The following is an 18,622-nucleotide window of genomic DNA, read 5'->3' on the forward strand; positions in this document are numbered from 1 at the left end:
GACATTTTAGTGTAGTATTCAATAACAAAATCATCTTATAAATAAATTTTCATTGATCCAGAAAAGTGGTATTTTTTCTTGCTCCAATCGCCAGTTGTTTACCTTTAATATATCATAAAGTTGTTTTTCCCCATTTGTCAAATTGAGCTTTGTTGACACATTTGTTGGAGTACCGCTATCATTTTCAAAGAATTTCTCAAAAGTTTTTTTATCCATCAGTATACTTTGAGTCTGCGGAAAGTAAGATCGGAATTGGGACAGAATTTCAAACCCTTGAACATCTATATCACCCCAATAAAGCAATTCAAGATTAGAAAGCCATTGCACATTTTTTAGATTATGAACACTAAATCCACTACCAAATATGGCAATTGTCCCGTCCATTTTGGGCAAAGTCAAAGTGGTATAAAGTGTTGTTTTGTTTTCAACTACCAAAACTCTTTTAATCGGCAAATTCAAAACTTCAAATTGGCTGACTGGAATAGCAATATCATCAAGTCCTGAAAAGAATCTTTGGCTTATTTCTTTGTCTAATATTTTAAACCGGATAAGTGGTTCACTAAACTTAAGATGAAATCTTTTTTCAAACTCTTTGCTATCACTATTGATATGTTCTGTGAGCAGAATGTCAAGTAGTTCCCGGATTACACCCTTATTCCTTTCAATAAATTTCGTATGTATTTTTATCGGCAATTCTCTTATGTACAAATTCGGCTTGGGATTTTGTTTGAAATATTGGCATACTTTCAAAATATTATCCCATTCTGTTTGATTTGCAATTACTCGCAACGGATTTTTGATTGTCCATTCTTTTAATTCAGGAAATGCATTAGTAATTTTTTCAACATCTGATTTGAATAATTCCACTTCCTTCTCTTTGCCCAAAAATTTCAAAAAATCTTTTTCTGTATCGAAATAAATTGAAATGGGTAAGTTTTGTGAGGCTAAAAATTTTGTTTTTACTAATTGAAATTCCAATGTGTAACCAAACCCCTTTTTCTCTTTGGATTGACTGACGATTTGTTGGATTTCCTTTTCAAATTCAGGTAATGATGATTTGGCATATGATTTATCACCACGAATAACCAATTTTTCAAAAGGTCTCTGTTCTACTAATGATTGAAGAAAAGAAATATACTTTTTATCGGTTTTGTTTCTTATTTCTTGTGCTGTAATCATTGGTTCAAATAATTGGATTTTTCCTCTTTGAATTGTTCAATCGGCATATCGTACAACCAAGAATGTCGCTCTTCTTTGCGTTCTACAAAATGAACGAATGAAATGTCATTTTCTACAATGTGAATATTGTCGCTTGGTGTAACTACCAACAACTGCAAATGAAGCTGTTTGCAAAGTGTAATCAGGTATCTGGCTTTATCTTCGTCCTGAGCCTTGAACGCTTCATCAATAGCAATAAAGCGGAACGAATTACTTTGCAACCCTTCTTTTGTCAAGCCAAATTGATATGCAATGGCAGAACCTAAAATCGTGTAAGTAAGTTGTGCCTTTTCTCCACCGGAAAGTTGTCCCATAGCTTCATAGGTTTTGAATTTATGGTGGGTTTCTTTGAAAAACTCTTCGGCTTTGTAGATGAACCAAGAACGAACATCCATTACTTTTTTACGCCATTCTTCTTTGTCTAATTTTTCAATAAAAGGTTGAATATTCTCGTTAAAGTGATGCTTTCTTCCATCAATCGTAGCGTTCATCTGATGCACATTCGGAACGGCATTATCCAAAAGTCTTCTGAATTCTTTTACTTCATCACTGATCTTATTAGGTGCAACAATTTGAATGTAGGTCTTAGGATTGCTTTTGAAATCAATCTCTTTCAAGGATGTATTCAGATGCTGAATATTATCTTTTATAAAATCCGACCAGTTTTGAAAAAACATTCTGAAATCGCCCACTTTGTTAGTAATGGTTTCCTGTAAATAGTCGTTGAATCTTTTCTCAAATTTTGGGAGATTGTCTTTTTCTAATCTTTCTAAATAGGTTTGATATTCACTGATTAAATCCAGGTTTGTAGAATCTGGCAATGAATTAACATCTGAACGCCAATCTTTGAATCTGCTGATGATGGTTTCATTCGGTTGTTTGAAAGCATTGATTTTAATTCTTACTTCACTTTCTTTTTTTCCTTTCTGCTCTTGAAGTTCTTGAGTTTGTTTTAAATTTTCGTCTTGAAATTTTCTGCGACTTGTTTCAAAGTTTTCGTATTCAATATTGAGTAAATTCGAATTTTGAACTTCAAATATAATTACATCAATATCTCCAAATGGTTCGATAATATCTTTGTTGCTCTTTACAGATTGTTCTATGTTTTTAATCTCATTTTTTTTGGTGAAAATTTCTTGTCCCTTATTGAAAATATCAACTTCAACAAGCTGTTTTAAGTTGGTTTGCACCTTCTTCAATTGCTCTTGCAACTGTTTTACCCGGTCGTTTGTTTTTTCTAATCCTTCTTTTTGTTCTGTTTTTTCCTGAATTTCATTGGCATAAAATTGCCAGTTAATATCATCGTATTTATCAAATTTTGAAAACAGATTATGGCATTCATCTCTGAAAGATCCTAAGTTTTTAATCTCAATATTTTTGTTTGAAATTGCCTTTTTATTTTCGGACTGTTGATTTTGCAGAGTATTTAATTCTTTTTTTAAAACAGCAATCTTTTCTTTATTATCCCAACCTAACACATAGTTTTCTTTTTTGGAAATATGCGGACGGTCATCTTTTTCGTGTTTTCCTCTTTTGAATTTTATCAATCCGTTTTGGGTAATTGCCATTTCTGAATGACGTTCAAATTCCGAAATGTTATCTACACAGGTAAAATTAAATTGTGCTTCCAAATAGTTTTCAATCCAATCGGCATAAACTGTTTTGGGTTTTATGTCAATCTTATGAACTAAGGATTTTTCTCCGATATTTTTACTTTGAAAATTTTTGAGATAATCTTGTTCTTCGTATTTATCATAACGGATTCTACCTTTCAGATTGTGGCTGTTTACATATTGATTTACCTGTGAATAGTATTTTGGTGGAACAATAAAACGCAAAGCAAAATTATGCAGCACTTTTTCGATGGAAGACTCCCAATGCAATTCGTCTTCTTTTACTTTAATCAATTCGCCAATAAAAGGAATTTCTTCTCTATTTGCTCCAATGTGTGTAATAATTTCATCTCTTATTTCGGCCTCACGACCAGCAATATTATTTTTATTTTTTTGAAGTGTTTGAATAATGTTTACTAACTCTTCCGTGTCCTGTTTTAATTTATCTTCTTCGTTTTTAAAGGCACGAAGATTTTCATTTTCTTCATCAATATTCTGTTGTGTACTTTGCTTTAGTTGTTTTGCTTTTTCTCTGTTTTCAATAAAAGTTTCTTCACTTGGATTGATGTTTATATTTATGTTTTGAGCAATTTTGTTGTAATCGTCAAGTTTGTCGCTTCTTAAATTTTTACTTTTTTCTAATCGACCTATTTCTGCTTTAAGTTTCTCAATTTGATTTCCCACTTCATCCGACTTTATCTGAACTGTCAAATCCGTTTCTTGGTCTTTTAATTCAGTTTCTTTCGCTCGCAACTCCGCTAATTTATCCTCTAAAAGTTGTAACGTTTTTTTACATTTTTCCAATTCCTTTTCACCTAATTCAACGCCTCTATTAGCAAACCAATACACAGCCATTTCTCTTGATAATTCTAACTGACGTAAATCATTTTGAATTTCATTTAATTTGTTTGCAATATCGTTAATTGGTGTAAGTTGTTTGATTTGCTCTTTGGCTTTTTCAATATTGGTTTTGGCATCCATTAAAGTCAAAAAACTTTCTTTAAGCTGGATAAATTCAGCTTCTGCATCTTGTTCCTCCAGCATATTTGTTCTGATAAATTCATCCAAATCTTCCAAAACTTTCACACCCACAACTTGATTAAACAAGCTCAATGCTTTAACGGAACGCATACCGAATAAATCAACCACTCTATTAGCATAATCGGTTATTGTTTCTTTAAATTCAATTTTATTTTTAGTTGCGTTCGCATTGTAAACTTTATCCAATCTTCTTTTCCACAAACCTTTGGCATCAAAATCACGAAAATCTTTTTCTACTGTAAGTGGAATGTGAGCAATTCCAAATTGCCTTCTCAATTCATTATTAGAAAACCAACGAACTTGAAACAATGTAATTCTCTTTTGGTCGGTATTTTCAAAATGAGCAAGAATAACCGAGTAGGTATTGGTATCACGCAGTTTTTGTGTAGAAGAGGATGTTTTTCCTTCTTCCTGAATATTTCCGTAATGCCCTAATACATACGTTTCTTCGGTTCGGTCGCCTTTCTTATCAACACCAGATGATTGATTGTAAAAACGGTCTTTTTTTGCAGGAACAATTAACGTCAACAAGGCATCTATGTAGGTGCTTTTTCCCGAAGCGTTTGCTCCGGTCAACAATGAATTATTTCCCTGCGGATTGATTCTGAAAACCTTTTCGTTAAACGTTCCCCAGTTATAAACTTCCATATATTGAAGTCTGAAACCTGTTTTGTCGGAACTTGTACTAAACAGACTCAACATATTCTTTCAGTTTTGTTTGAAAATCCTGTAATATATCCAGTGTTATTTTTTCTTTGATAATGCGGTGTATTTGGTATTTTGTTTCGTTCTCTTTTTTGCTGATTTCCTTTAAAAAACCTAATTCTACAACACTCCGAATATATTTATCTAAATCTTTTTGAAATTTCAATTTATTATAACCCTCTTGCAGAAAAAGTTCTAATTCATCTTTGATTTCTGTATCAGTAATGAATTTCTCGCTTGCAAATTGTGTTGGATTGCTATCAAAATCTTCTAAACTTTGTCTTAAAACGACCAAAACTATGGATGTTTCAAAACCAATTTGTCGTCTTGTTACCAAGCCAAGCGTTTTGCCTTCGCTGTCTTCCAATTGTTTTACAAAAGCAAATCCTTCGTCTTTCTTTACAATAAGTTCTAAACCAATTTGGCTGATATAATCCTGAATTTCATTTTGATAATAAATAATGTCTTCCCAGACGTTTGAAGTACTTTCAACTGTGGATTTAAGCAATCTAACAATTGCTTTGCTATATGGAGTAATATGCTGTTCTAAACTATTCATTTTGTCAAAATTATTTCAGGTATTTTTATGTGTTTCCTTCTTTCCACATCGAAGATAATATTCTGTGTTTTTTCGGGATTGATAGCGTGTTTAAACTCTTTTACAATTCCAATATATCCGAACAATTCGGGCAAACCTTTTTCGAGTCCGCCATAACTTTCAACCACGTCTAAAAGTGTAGTTTGTGTTTTTTCTTTCAAAATGTCTTTAATTCTTTTCTTTAGCAACTCTTTGTCAATGTTGGATTGCGAAAACAATTTTCCTAAATGATTGGAGGTCGTAATGTCTTCGTCTGCTATTTTTGGTTTGTTGGTATAAGTAATTTCTTCAGTTTGTTCGGCGGTTAATTTACGTTCAAAGGGGATATTGATTTCAATTTCGGTCTCCAGTTCAAATGAAATCTCAGGTTTCTTTTTTGTTTTGCTGATTTCTACCAATTGGTTTTTGATTTCCTGAATCAACTTTTTCGTAGCTTCCGACTTTGTGCTTTCAGTTTCCCGAATGATACGACTTAGTTTTTCAGCCATTTTATCATTGGCTTTATAAACCTTTCTTCCCGAATTGTACAAATGGTTTTTCATTCCTTTGAGAAATGAATCATTGACAGGAATAGACTTTTCTTCCAAAGTTTGATACAATTCTTTAGTCAAACTTTCCCATTTGTTTTGCAAGTCAGGATTTAGAATGAACGACCAAAAAGCATAGAAGCTCTTGCCTTGCTGGCTGTCTTTCAGTTCATCAAGAGCATCGAAAGTAAAAGACAGAATATCGCTTTTCGTTAAACTACCTTCTGCGTGTTTTTGGTAAATAACTTTTGTTATTTCTTTAAAATTATCTTCTACTTCCTTGAAATCGGATAACAGTTCTTTCGCTGACTGATTGAGCTGGTTGAAACGTGGAATGATTTCAAATTCTTCAAATACCTTTACATCTTCACCGATTTTTATGCGTTGAATTTGTTGTTCAATTTCCAGTTTCTTTTCTTCCAATAATTGAATACGTTTTTCGGCATCCTCGTTGGTAAACTCCACCAGTTCTTTTAACTGATTTAGAATATTATTGAATTTTGATTCTGTACCGACAAATTCTTCTTTTTTTAAACTTGCTAACCAATCTATAGTTTTGCTTGAATGAGCGGAAAGTTCATAGAAAACCTCACCTTGTTCATCGGGATAATTAGTTAAAAAACCTTTGTTCGTCCAATTCAGGATATACTTTTTTGCTTTTATTTCGTAAGTATCAAACGTACTGATTTCGCTGTCCTCGTCATTCTCCACTCCGTGTCCTTCCAAAAAATCCGTTAATTGTGTAAGTATATTTTCAGAAGAAATCGCACCTTGCTTATTTAAAAAGGTGTTGACAAGAAACTCAACGACAATTTCCCTGTTTCGCAAGCGCAACAGTTCAACACTTGGTGAAGTGTTCAGTGTGTTTAATATATGAGAAAAGTCTGTCATTTTAACGCATTTATTTCATTTTCGATGAAACGATATTTATCTTTTACATCTTCGCCCTGATAATAATTGAGTAAATCCTCTTTCGTTAATGTGCCGTCCTCCAGAAATTTTCTGAGATATTGTTGATTAAATTCCATTAGCAAAATACTTTTTTCTAGCTGTTTGAGAATGGCTTTATTATTCTCAATATTATTATGAACCAGGCTTTTTATCGTTGTGATTTCGTTGATATCTTTTATAAGCCGATTGACCAATATCACCAACAAATCCTTATCCAGTTCCACCTGCTTGGCATTTAACGCAATATCTCTCGCCAGCATATAGGCAATTGATAAGTTGGAGTAATCGCCTTTTTGAGAGTTGATAATGGCAACCAATCCGATACTGGGAATATATCCTACGTTTTCAAATTCCCTAAGAACAGAATTATCTACCAAGGAAATATCAAATACGATGAGACCCACTTTTGCATCCCTGTTAGCTTGTGCTTCGAGCAATTGGCTCCAGGCGGTATCAGTTTTTCTTGTAAACAAGTCTTTGGTTTCAATATCTCCTAACCGGACACTCTTATCAAATTTACATTCAATAGCGATTCTGAGATTGGGATTACCGTCTACCTCACAAATGATATCACCTGTTTTATTTCTCGGAATGATTCCTGCTGTATTTCCAGTTAGTATTGCTCGGTCTTTTATTTTTTTTTCTGCAAAATATTGATTGAGAAAATCGGCTATCTCGTCCTCTGCCAATATTCCTTTGATGGAAGATTTGTAAAACAGCTCCTTTTTCATATCAAAGATCATTTTCAGACTTTCCAGTTCCGTTCCCAATTCATTGCTCGTTTTGGAAAGAAATGCCGACATACGATCTTCCATTAATGCCAGTACACCTATGTAAATAGCCCTAAGCAATTTCTCATCCCGTTCAATTACAGGCAGATTGTCAAAGTAGTTGAAAACGATTTGGTTTTCGATTTCAAAATTGGATATTTCAACTCGCTTGAGTTGTTGGTTGATTCTTAACATTCTTACTATTAAATTGATTAATAACTTCTTGAATTTGTTCTATAACATTTACATAATTATTCTCTTTATCTTCATCTTTCGAGTTTTGTAAATTTAACAGTCCTTGAATTAAAATATCAAAGACATTATAATCTTCCCGCTCACTAAAAACAGGATGTACCTTAAAGCGTTCAGAATTCAAATGAATAATAAAGTCTGCTATTATAAACTTAAAGATATGGTTATTGTCAATATTATGTTCCTCTTCATTTTTACATCTCTCAAATCCCACCTTGATGGCTTCTAGAATATTTATAAACTCATTATAATTACCTTTCCTATGTGCTTCTGTTAGAATAAAGGAACTTACATTAAAAAATCTGAATATTGCATTCTGTAAAATAAGATTACATACATCTGGAAGATTTTCTTTAGCCTTCTTTTCGACATTATCGATCTTCTGTGATAAGCTGTCTAAATTTTTTGTTTTTTCAATTGCTATAGTAGATACAGATATAGCTTTTTCTGCATTTTTGATCGCTTGGTCAATATCCTTTCCTTTTATTTTTTCTAAATCGTCTTCAATCTTATTCTGTTTTTCTCGTAAATCGTGTACACTTAAAATATTTATTAAAATGGGGGCAAAAATTCCTAACAAAGTCATAAAACCGATACCAACAGCCATATAAAGATTAAGACGATCTAGGTCTTTATCAATAATACTTTCAGCTCTATTCGATTCTTTTTGTACTTCTTCTGTTAGTACTTTAATATGATTATTGATCTTTTCTATTTCAATCGGATCAATTACCACTTGCTTTTTATTCAATGATTTATAGTCAATCTGAAATGGGCCGTAATTTTTCTTTTCTGCTAACTTCTCGTAGTATCCCTTGTTTTGTTCTTTAATTTCAGTAATATTCTTATTAATACTTTTCCAATGACAATAGAACAGAATTGTAATAATTATGAAAAAAATTGGTGTTAGCCAAAGCAATATTTTTGTGGAATTGTGCTTCATCTCTTTTAGGTATTAGAATTGGGGTATTAGTTTAGGGATTTTATAAAGTAACTCCCAATAGCTTCGACCATCTTCAAAATGGGATATTTGGTTATCTTTATCTTCAGGATCGAAAAATCTACCTACTAAGGTTTTACTTACCAACGAAGATTTGTTTTCTTCGCAAAGAACTATATCATCAGAAACCTCTACACTCTTTTCAATTGCATCCATTGAACTTCTGAAGATTATATCGTCGTGCGTAAATAAAATAAATTGTAAAGGGAGTTCCGGAGTGTACTTGTAAAATACCTCAATTACTTTATGAAGAAAATTAGAAAAGGAGTTCTTACTGGCAAAATCACTGGCAAAGAAAATATCGTCAATCACTAAAGGCAGATTAATTTGATACTTTTTTCTTGTTGCCAATGCAATGCTCAGGCTGACCATTAAACAGAATAACTTATATCTGAATGTATTGAAATACTGATCTGGTGTAGTTGTTTTATTGGAATGTTTATTAACTATTTCAGCTACTATACATTTGTCTTCAATTTCAACTCCATCAATTTCGATTGGATTACTTCTTATATAAATTTTAAACTCATTTTGAGGATTATTCTCAAAATAATCCTTCATAATTGATTCAACGACATCCTTTATGGGTTCAAACACCTGACTTACGATATTATTTATTTCAATCCCATACCTTAAGTTGTATTCGCCAACTTCTCGTTTTACTCTATCAACCAAATCAGCATCCTTGCTTGCTTCAATGAGTTGTTTTTCTAGTTCAGAAATTTGTTTTTCTATATTGGGGATTTGAGTTTTATATTTTTCTATTTCGTCACTTAAAGTCTTTATTTGTTGCTGTACAGAAATTGTGGTTTCCTGATTATTAATATCACTAATAGCGTTTTCTATACTTTCTTTTCTTTCTAATGAAAGTGAGCTAATCGCATCTATTACATTTGCAAATGTTTCTTTAAATAATGTTGGATTATTTTCTATTAGGTTATATAGTGTCAAATAATCTTTCTCGTTCGGAATATTTTTTTGAGTTAAAGAATTAATATGCTCACTTAACTCAATATCATTTACCAGCAGTGACAATTGAAAATAAAGAATTTCTTCTTTTTTACTTATATTCTGCAAATTGACGAAAGGAGTAAGCTCAGTTCTTTCCAGAGTGATCAATTCATATAACCTATTAAATTCTTTTGATAGTTGCCATAAATTTGTGCTCAAATCCCTGTACGCTTCTTTTATTTCTTTATCTATCTTTTGAATTTCTTTAAGTTCTTTTAATCTCCGTTCAACGTTTTCCTGAATTTGTTCTATAGATTTATTCGAATCCATACAAAATGGACAATTATCAAAATCGTGTAAGATTTCTTTACCAGCTTCTAAAAAATCCCTTTCTACAAAACTTCTTTTGTCTTTGGTTTTACTTAAAAAGTTTTGATATAAAGAGTTGAAATTGGATATATTTCCAGCTACAGACTTTTCGGACGATAAATGAATTTTAAAATCTTTATTGAGGAGAGATTTTAATGACTCGATTTGCTTTGCGTTATCTAAAGTTCTTTTTGAAACGTCATCGTTTTTCACTTTTTGTAACGCATCAATTTCTCTTTGCTTTGCCTGAATCTGCGTATTTGCATTTTTAAGAATATCTTTCTGCTCGTTAAGTTGTTTATCTATGGCATTCCTTCTGCCAGATTCTTTTGATCTTCTATATCCTGGGATTTGCAGAAGTAAATTTTGTAATTGAAGAAATTCTTCCAAACCCAAAGATCTTGCAACAATACTATGTAATGAATTAGCATCTTTATTATTTCCTATAAACCTTACTTTACCATTTTCATAGATATCAAAATCGCTGATAAAAAAGTTTCTTGGATTGAATATTTTCCGTAGATTTTCATTTCTAAAAATAATATTTTCAAGGTCATATTCCCCTGATTCTGTATCAATTTTACAATGTGTCGAAGATGTTGATGTGAACCGATCAATATAGCTATTATAATTTTCTTTTTTTAAATTCTGATATGATTCAGTTCTAAGATTCTTTTCTCCAATTTCCTGTGCGTAAATCATTTCAAGTCCTGCAAAAATCGAAGATTTTCCAGTCCCATTATTTGCTAATATTACAGCATTATTTATAATTCCATCATCAACCAAATTAAGACCGAAGGGAACACCATTTTTATCTTTTTCCGGAATGCCTCTTAAACTGGAAATCTCAATATTTTTGATTCTAAGATCTTTTCCCCTATAAGAATTTGTGTCAAAAATATTTTTGTCAGTTTCCATTTCTTGGGATAACGTATTGAAATCAAAATTTTGATTATCAGAAAGTTTAAAAAACCTCATCAAGCTTTCAAAGAAAGATTCCCTACTACTCAAATCTAAACTTGGATAGTAGTAGGCTAAAACTTTTGCAATTTTGTTTTCCTCTTTTTCTGACACTGCTAACTCTATCAGCTTGTTTCTGAATTCGGTTGTAGTCATAATTTATCGTATAAATTCTTTACATATTGGTTGATGTAACTATTCAAACCACTACCACTTCTGGCTAACCTTTTCATAGTCTCTACGTGATGCTGACCTGCTTTTCGGTAGCTATATCCGTAGGTGCGAAAGGAGCCTGAAAACTTTACAATGATATAATCAGTACCTATTTCAAAGGAGGAGGGAGACACCTGAATCTCCTCCTGAATTTCTGTATCTTTCCATAGTTTAACTGATTACGCTATTCTTTGTTGGCGGTAAACTTTATAAATATTCTTATTTGCATAACTACCGTGAGAACCAGCAGACATTAATGCATCATATTCATATTGTGGCACATCGTAATACTCATAAACTGCGTTTTCTTTAATGAATTGTATTGTTAAAGTGGCACTTTGTTCATCATAGCCTATTGCAGCAATATTAGATGAGGTTACTGGGATCATTTCCATAATTATTGTTATTTATTAATGTTTTTTTGTTCTCGTATGGCTTTTACCACTGATTTATAATTATCTTCTTTCGATGCAAATACATTACTCCAGGCTTTAGCCAAATCTGGATCGTTGCTTGATGGTCGTGGTTCTACTAAATTAATTCTTACTCTCGAAGGAATGTTGATTGCTTCGCCTACAATAATTGCTTCCCCAACTCTTAAAGAGGGTAATAGTTCGATAAGACTATTCATATTATTTGGAGCAGAGGACTGAACGGTGCCTTTATCACCACTATTCGTCAATCGTAATGCTATAAAAGTACCTACCTGAGCAAGAATTGTCTCTGATATTTCGGATGGCCGCTGTGTTATTACCATCGCACCAATCCCAAATTTTCGGCCTTCCTTAAATATTCTTTCTACCGCTTTTCTGGCATAACCATACACATTGGAATTTTTCTCTCCCCTCGGAAGATATGAATGTGCTTCTTCATATACCATTAATAAAGGCCTGTTTCTACCTGTGTATTCTTCGAACCGCCCCCAATACATTGAGTCGTATAAAAACCTTGTTATTAATCCAACTGAAATATCAATCAATTCAAATGGGATACCACTCAAATCGAGAATAGTCAACCTTTGTTCGTGTTCAATCCAATTTCTTAAAAGGTGATCGATATCATTCTCACTTGTAGTGTCATAATAATCGCTTGGATTAAACATGAAACTGTACCTACTATCCTTTAGCCGGGAATATATTTTCCCTACATATGGATACATGGTTAGCTTTTTTGATTTATAAGGAGCTGTATTGTTTGGTGAGTGTGGCTGAAACTTTGCAGGTTTTAAAATACTAGGATCGCCCTCTTCTTCCAAACATTCATTCGCAGCGATATGATCGCTTGCATGGTTGTATGTAGCATTCATTTCTCTGTCAAAATCATACCACATCTTTTTAATATCAAAGGGTATTGGAGAATCAGTGGTAATATAACCGACATCAACAGCACCAGCTTTTAACAGAGTTGCATTCGCTTTTTTTAACTCCAAAATCTTATCTCTCAGTTGCTTGTCTTCCGGTTTTTCTTGACCATCAGGGCGTCCTACAAGAAAAAAAGACAGTTCATCAAAATTCATTGTCCAAAAGGGAATAATAAGCGGATTTGTTTTATCGTTAATTTTGAAGACTTTCGCTTTTCCTTCAAATGCCGAAGAATATTCACCATGAGTATCAACAAGAATTAAACGGGCTCCTTCACCATTATCTAAAACTGTTTTTATTATGTGAGCCGTTGTATTCGACTTCCCACTTCCAGTAGAACCTAAAATTGCAGAATGTCTTAATACTAAATTATGAAGACTAACATATACTGGAAGATTTTCGGATGATGCGTGTTTCCCAATCTCTATATGTCCATTCTTCTTAACTCCATAGATTTCTTTTAAATCATCTTCTGTTACGATATGCACTTCGTCATTAATCGTAGGGAATGTCCCAATTCCTTTTTCAAAAGATTCATTTCCAAGTTTTTCACCAACTAATTGAACCTGTAAGAATCTTGAGCCATAATCTGGTTCATAATCTATATTGTCAATCGTTGATGGAGTATTACTTACTGATGATACCAATCCATAAAGCGTAAGATTCCCAATCGGAAATTTTACAAATGTACCTATTTGCCCGAGTTTATATAATCTTCCATTTATAATGGGGGCTGCTGAAGGTATGTCTTTCGAAATTTCCACTTCCACGCTAGCACTATTGACGTTGATGACTCTACCTAAATATGTTATATCTGTTTTCATTTAGTCTGATTTTCAATTTTATCTCTAAATCCAGATGAAAGTACCAGAAAATTTATCAATTCTTTAAAATCTCCAAGCTTTAATTTATTGCTATCTTTATCCCAAAACGGGGACAAAAGCTCTCCGTCTTTATTATGCTTCCATTGCCCGCTGACACCAGAAATCGAAGCCTGTGTTGGCCCCATTAATGTTAAGTTCGGGAAATTTTTGCCTTGTTCTATAATGTTGTTTAATGGTACATCATCAAAAAAGAATGCAATAATATGCAGTCTGTTATTTTGATTTAAACCGCTGAAAATAATCTCATTTACATGTTCGTCAGAAAAAGAGTATCCACTTATTATGAATATACCTTCACCTGCCAATAGGGATTCCTTCAGTCTATCAAAATAGCTAGTAAAAGGTTGTTTTCTGGAAGATTCATATTTATCTCTGGATGGATAAATTACAAGTTCTGAATCAGGATGTTTTTCTTTTGCACCTGAACTTAGTCGAATCACCCTGTGTGTTTTCTTGTCCTCATTCAATTTCCAAAACCAACCTAAAGAACCATGTAGTTTCCATAATCTAATCCAAGATGTGGGAGGGCGATCGTATTTTGATCTGCTATCTAAAGTTTGATGAGCAAAAAAAGGTTCGTGGGCACCAATAAATCCATCATAGAATGGAATTAATAAATCCTCAAATGACTTTTCAAGGATTAAATCATAGTTAGTTGTAAATATTTCTTTAACAAAGTCTCTTGACATCCAATTTAACCAACCAATAAATTTTTTAGCAGTTTTTATATCTGCGACTTGTTCTTCTGAAGAAATGATTTCATATATTTTATCACAAATTTCTTTGTCGAGTTTTTGAGCAATTTTGCCAGCTATATCGTTATATTTTTTTTCATCACTATCCTTAGTAATTTGTCGTATTAATCTTATCTGGTTAAGGACAGCTTCAATGTGTTGAGAATCAACATTAAGATCATTTTTGATTTTACTAAAGAGAGCCTTAGAAGGATCGCTTATGGAATCTTCAATCTTCTTAGTTAATGTTGTTATGTCAGAAATTCCCATTGCTTTTGAAGTACCGGCACCAAATAAAAAACCAAGTCTTTTTGTATAAGATAGCTGATTCCTTATTTCTATTAATTCCCGTAAAGGGTCATGGGTATAATTATTCATAATATTTTATTTTAATCCTGTTAAATTCCTCTATCCAAAAATCATCTTTCCTATTGCTTAAACGGTCAGGGATTTACAGTTTGTCCAAACTAGAGAACTCCCTTCGACAAAAAGGAAACATAATTTCTTTTTGTCAGAAATTAATATTTGTTGAATACTTCTTATGTATTCCGAAGTGTCGTGTTTTAATTTCTTCATAGTACATGTCTAAGATTTATGAATATTAGAAACAGCCGAGATACATCCTTTTGAAATGAAAAAGCCGACACTTTTTTTCTTGAGATAAAGTTTGTCTTAAATATTTAGATTGACGGATAGGGTCGTGGTAACTCATAAGTGGTTATTTGAAGTCGTAATATTTGGTTAAATTATTGGAGATAATTAACAAATATAAAACAAATTATAATTTCAACAAATGTACTGAAAATGGAATATTTTAATTGTAGAAGACCAAGTTTGAAAAATAATTTTTGATATTAATAGAATAAATTTTTGCATTCATTGAATTCACATTAATATTCTATTAATAAATACAAATAATTATTTATCCGAAGTATTCTCATTCGTTATTTATATAATCATTTACTTAATCAGTAATACTTTAAAATAAAATCGTATGGTATCAGCCTATTTATATGTCCGTGTCAGCACGGATGAACAAAAAAGAAAAGGATATTCCCTACCCGAACAGGAAGATAGATTACTAAAATATTGCGAACAAAACAAGATTACTGTCAAAGGGATTTATAGAGAAGATTTCTCAGCCAAGACTTTCAATCGACCCGAGTGGAAGAAAATTATCAAGACTTAAAAAAAGAACAGAAATAGACTAGCAGAAAACATATTGTTCATCTAATGGGATCGTTTTAGCCGAAGTATTGAATATGGGTATCAGATGCTTGGCATATTGAGGGAACTCAATACGAAACCCTTTGCTATTGACTAACCCATTGATTTTAATGTGCCCGAAAGTATTGTTATGCTAGCAATATACCTTTCAATACCTGAGGCCGAAAATAGCAGAAGAGGCAGGAATGCTTCCGATGGAATGCGTCGAGCTCGAAAGATGGGGAGATGGCCAGGAAGAGCACCAATGGGATATGCGAATCAGTCTACGCAAGAGGGGAGGGAAATTATTGTGCCAAAACAACCGCAGGCAGACTTGATCACTTGGGCTTTTGAACAGTTTTCAAAAGGTACATATTCCATCAATCAAGTCAGAATGATGACTTGCCAAAAAGGCTTACAGTGTAGTAAGAACAATTTTTGGAAAATATTGCGAAATCCCATCTATTGTGGAATAATAAAAATTAATGCTAACCAAGAAGAAGAAACACAATTTGTAAAGGCAATCCATCAACCAATCATATCCGAGGATATCTTTCAGCTTGTACAGTTATTGCTCAAAAGCAGACTTAAACAGAATGAAGCTAAGTTTCATACAAAATTTTTATTTCCACTAAGAGGATTCATAGATTGCCCTTTCTGCGGACGAAAGCTAACTGGAAGTATTTCCCAGGGTAAGTTGGCAAAATACAGATATTATCACTGCAACACTTCAAAGTGTAAGGGTATATAGGCATGTCAATAGATAAATTTCAGGCTTCAGAATTATTGCATGGTCGTGCTGTTAATACCACTGGAACTAAGTGGATAGTTCCTGATTTAAACGATAGAGACGGTGAAGGACATATCAAATTGAGAGCAATCAATATTCCAGATTTTGATTTAACAACGGAACTTTCCCGAATTCGCGGTATTAAGTTAAACGAGGAGGAGAAAGAAGTAGTAATTGATAAGTTGAAAAATGGCCAAAGAGTCGATATTCAAATTAAAACAGGTAAAAATATCCAAAAGCTTGAGATTGAGGCAAATCCTTTAAAACGTGAAATTAACTTTTATGATGCATTACATAAAAAAGCATCAGTTGGAAATTTAGCGGTATCAGTGCCTGAAAAAAGTAGAAATGTAGTAAAGATGGATATTGATAAGAAAAGACAACAAAGAGCTAAAATTTAGTAGGAATATGGAAAGAATGGAAGTCTTAATGAGTTTTTTAGAAAAAGTTAGCAATGATCCTGTTATTGACTCAGGACATATTTCCCTATATCTTTTTCTTTTTAAGATATGGCTAACTAACGATTGTGCAGATTCCATACAAATTAGCAGCAAACAAATGATGGAAGGATCTAAAATATCCAGTTCGGCAACGTATATAAAAAAGATCAGATACCTACACCAGCGTTCTTATATTATATATAGACCAAGTCATAATATTAAAGAAAAAACTACCATTAAAATGAAAATGGAGGGCTTGCCAGGCAACATAACATGATTTAATTTTTAGGCTTTAGAAATAAAGCCTTTTATTTTTAAACTTCAAAAATATTGTTTTATGGGAGAGAAGGATATGGAGGGAAATGATGAAAAAACATCAATATTTTTTGAAGATCTCCAAAGAGAAAAAGAGGAAAAATTCGTAAATTTAATTAGTGAAATTATTGTTTCAGCAACATTAAATGAATATTATGAAAAGAGCGATAAGATATCTAAGATTCAGTCAACTCGGTCAGAGTAATGGTTCTATAGAAAGACAGGAACTATATACCGACCAATGGCTTAAATTCAATAATGTGGAATTGGTAGATACTTTTATCGACAGGGGGAAAAGTGCAAGAACTTTTGATCGTCCCGATTTTATTAAGCTGAGAGAATTTATCACTAAACATCATCGTACCGTAGATTATTTGCTTGTTGATCAGCTTGACCGGTTCAGTCGTGATGCAGGTGAAGCAATTAGTATGGTCAAAGAGTTGCAGAAAAAATACAGCATACAAGTAGTCAGTGTTACTGAAGGTATTATTTTTGATTATGATACACCTGGCAGTTTTTTTCGTGCTGGATTACAATTATTACTTGCTGAAGAAGACAATATCAATAGAAGCATTAAAGTGAAAGGAGGAATCTATACTGCAAAAGCCAAAGAGGGAAGATATGTATTTAAAAACGCACCGTTCGGATACAGAAAGGAAGGAGAGCGCAAGGAGCGAAGGTTGGTAATAGAAGAAAATGAAGCAAAGATTATAAGCTTCATTTACGATTCTTATTTAAAGAATACGCCACTCTATCTTATAAAAGAACAAGCACAAAAATTAGGCTTTACAACCAAGGGCAATATGGCAATTGAACGTGTGCTCAAAAATCCGATCTATGCAGGCTTGCTAAAGGTAGATGCCTATAAAAATTACGAAGGTGGTTTATTTAATGGAATTCACGAGCCTATCATTGATAAGACGACTTGGACATTGGTTCAACAAAAACTTAAGCGTCCTGAAAAAACAAGGACAGTTATTGATGATGAAATTCCATTACGTGGGATATTAAATTGTCATTGTGGGCATCCGCTATCAGGTGCGCCATCCAGAGGTAAATCAGGTAAGTATTTTTATTACTATAAATGTAAACATTCAAAGCACAACAATATTAGTGCTGTAAAAGCTCATAACCAGTTATTAGAAATATGTGATCTGATGAGTCTTCCAATTACAAGGGTCAGGAAGATTAGGACAGAAACAAAAAATTCTTTGGATTCAGTATTGGAGAATAATCGTAAAAATGTAATAGAAAAGAAGAACCAATTGCAAGAAGTTGAAGAGAAGCTTTTTTCAGTAGAGGAAAAATGGATAAAAAATGAAATTAATAAGGATACGTATCAACGTTGGTATTCTATCTATAATGATAATATCTTAAATCTTAAAGGTGCCATTGAACGTTTGAGTAATGACAAAAGTGTTGCATTCAATATTTTGGAAAAAAACCTCAATATGTTAACTGATATGCGCCATGTTTATTCGGTGGCTGATACATTGCAAAAGAGGGAATTTGTAAAGATGGTGTTCGACAGCAATTTGTATTATGAAAATGGTATCTATCGAACACCTACTATGCTAGATTTGGATCAAGCTGAATTCTTGGGGGGATAATCATTTTTAAGCATACAATTTCATCACTCTGTATAGGAAAAAGGTAGTATCTCTTACACCTCGAAACATACTCCTGAATGCCTTAAGTTTTGCATTGAAGGATTCTGCGGACGC

General features: G+C 32.7%; 15 protein-coding genes. 5 read left to right on the plus strand and 10 right to left on the minus strand.

Going from position 1 to position 18,622, the window contains the following annotated elements:
- Positions 1-30 precede the first annotated feature (30 nt).
- From IPZ78_RS07265 to IPZ78_RS07310, 10 genes are all read right to left on the minus strand, one after another.
- Complete coding sequence (locus IPZ78_RS07265; RefSeq protein WP_225552339.1) at positions 31-1,179, minus strand: Wadjet anti-phage system protein JetD domain-containing protein; 1,149 nt, start codon at positions 1,177-1,179, stop codon at positions 31-33.
- Complete coding sequence (locus IPZ78_RS07270; protein ID WP_225552340.1) at positions 1,176-4,574, minus strand: ATP-binding protein; 3,399 nt, start codon at positions 4,572-4,574, stop codon at positions 1,176-1,178. The genes IPZ78_RS07265 and IPZ78_RS07270 overlap by 4 nt, the downstream gene beginning before the upstream one ends.
- Complete coding sequence (locus IPZ78_RS07275) at positions 4,558-5,136, minus strand: DUF4194 domain-containing protein (protein ID WP_225552341.1); 579 nt, start codon at positions 5,134-5,136, stop codon at positions 4,558-4,560. Before IPZ78_RS07275 ends, IPZ78_RS07270 begins: the two co-directional genes overlap by 17 nt.
- Positions 5,133-6,593 (minus strand): DUF3375 domain-containing protein, encoded by a 1,461-nt coding sequence (locus IPZ78_RS07280; RefSeq protein WP_225552342.1) that lies wholly within the window; start codon positions 6,591-6,593, stop codon positions 5,133-5,135. The genes IPZ78_RS07275 and IPZ78_RS07280 overlap by 4 nt, the downstream gene beginning before the upstream one ends.
- On the minus strand, positions 6,590-7,618 hold the full coding sequence (locus IPZ78_RS07285; RefSeq protein WP_225552343.1) for a hypothetical protein: 1,029 nt from the start codon (positions 7,616-7,618) through the stop codon (positions 6,590-6,592). The genes IPZ78_RS07280 and IPZ78_RS07285 overlap by 4 nt, the downstream gene beginning before the upstream one ends.
- Entirely contained in the window at positions 7,584-8,618 is a 1,035-nt protein-coding gene (locus IPZ78_RS07290; protein ID WP_225552344.1) for a hypothetical protein, read from the minus strand. The genes IPZ78_RS07285 and IPZ78_RS07290 overlap by 35 nt, the downstream gene beginning before the upstream one ends.
- Positions 8,619-8,630: 12 nt before the next feature.
- On the minus strand, positions 8,631-11,111 hold the full coding sequence (locus IPZ78_RS07295) for a hypothetical protein (RefSeq protein ID WP_225552345.1): 2,481 nt from the start codon (positions 11,109-11,111) through the stop codon (positions 8,631-8,633).
- 236 nt (positions 11,112-11,347) lie between these two features.
- On the minus strand, positions 11,348-11,563 hold the full coding sequence (locus tag IPZ78_RS07300; protein WP_225552346.1) for a KTSC domain-containing protein: 216 nt from the start codon (positions 11,561-11,563) through the stop codon (positions 11,348-11,350).
- 8 nt (positions 11,564-11,571) lie between these two features.
- Entirely contained in the window at positions 11,572-13,353 is a 1,782-nt protein-coding gene (locus IPZ78_RS07305; protein WP_225552347.1) for an ATP-binding protein, read from the minus strand.
- On the minus strand, positions 13,350-14,525 hold the full coding sequence (locus IPZ78_RS07310; RefSeq protein ID WP_225552348.1) for an SIR2 family protein: 1,176 nt from the start codon (positions 14,523-14,525) through the stop codon (positions 13,350-13,352). The genes IPZ78_RS07305 and IPZ78_RS07310 overlap by 4 nt, the downstream gene beginning before the upstream one ends.
- A 616-nt stretch (positions 14,526-15,141) precedes the next feature.
- On the opposite strand from IPZ78_RS07310, the gene IPZ78_RS07315 reads away from it, so the two are divergent.
- The 5 genes from IPZ78_RS07315 to IPZ78_RS07335 all read left to right on the plus strand — a co-directional run bounded on the left by IPZ78_RS07315 (position 15,142) and on the right by IPZ78_RS07335 (position 18,508).
- Positions 15,142-15,336 carry a recombinase family protein gene (locus tag IPZ78_RS07315; RefSeq protein WP_225552349.1) on the plus strand — a complete coding sequence of 65 codons (195 nt, stop codon included), beginning with the start codon at positions 15,142-15,144 and terminating at the stop codon, positions 15,334-15,336.
- Between the two features lie 168 nt (positions 15,337-15,504).
- Entirely contained in the window at positions 15,505-16,104 is a 600-nt protein-coding gene (locus IPZ78_RS07320; RefSeq protein ID WP_225552350.1) for a recombinase family protein, read from the plus strand.
- 2 nt (positions 16,105-16,106) lie between these two features.
- Complete coding sequence (locus IPZ78_RS07325) at positions 16,107-16,544, plus strand: hypothetical protein (protein WP_225552351.1); 438 nt, start codon at positions 16,107-16,109, stop codon at positions 16,542-16,544.
- A gap of 376 nt (positions 16,545-16,920) precedes the next feature.
- Positions 16,921-17,103 (plus strand): hypothetical protein, encoded by a 183-nt coding sequence (locus tag IPZ78_RS07330; protein ID WP_225552352.1) that lies wholly within the window; start codon positions 16,921-16,923, stop codon positions 17,101-17,103.
- Entirely contained in the window at positions 17,054-18,508 is a 1,455-nt protein-coding gene (locus IPZ78_RS07335) for a recombinase family protein (RefSeq protein ID WP_225552353.1), read from the plus strand. The genes IPZ78_RS07330 and IPZ78_RS07335 overlap by 50 nt, the downstream gene beginning before the upstream one ends.
- Positions 18,509-18,622: the final 114 nt, after the last annotated feature.

The sequence above is a fragment of the Sphingobacterium bovistauri genome (assembly GCF_020295405.1).
Classification (GTDB): domain Bacteria; phylum Bacteroidota; class Bacteroidia; order Sphingobacteriales; family Sphingobacteriaceae; genus Sphingobacterium; species Sphingobacterium bovistauri.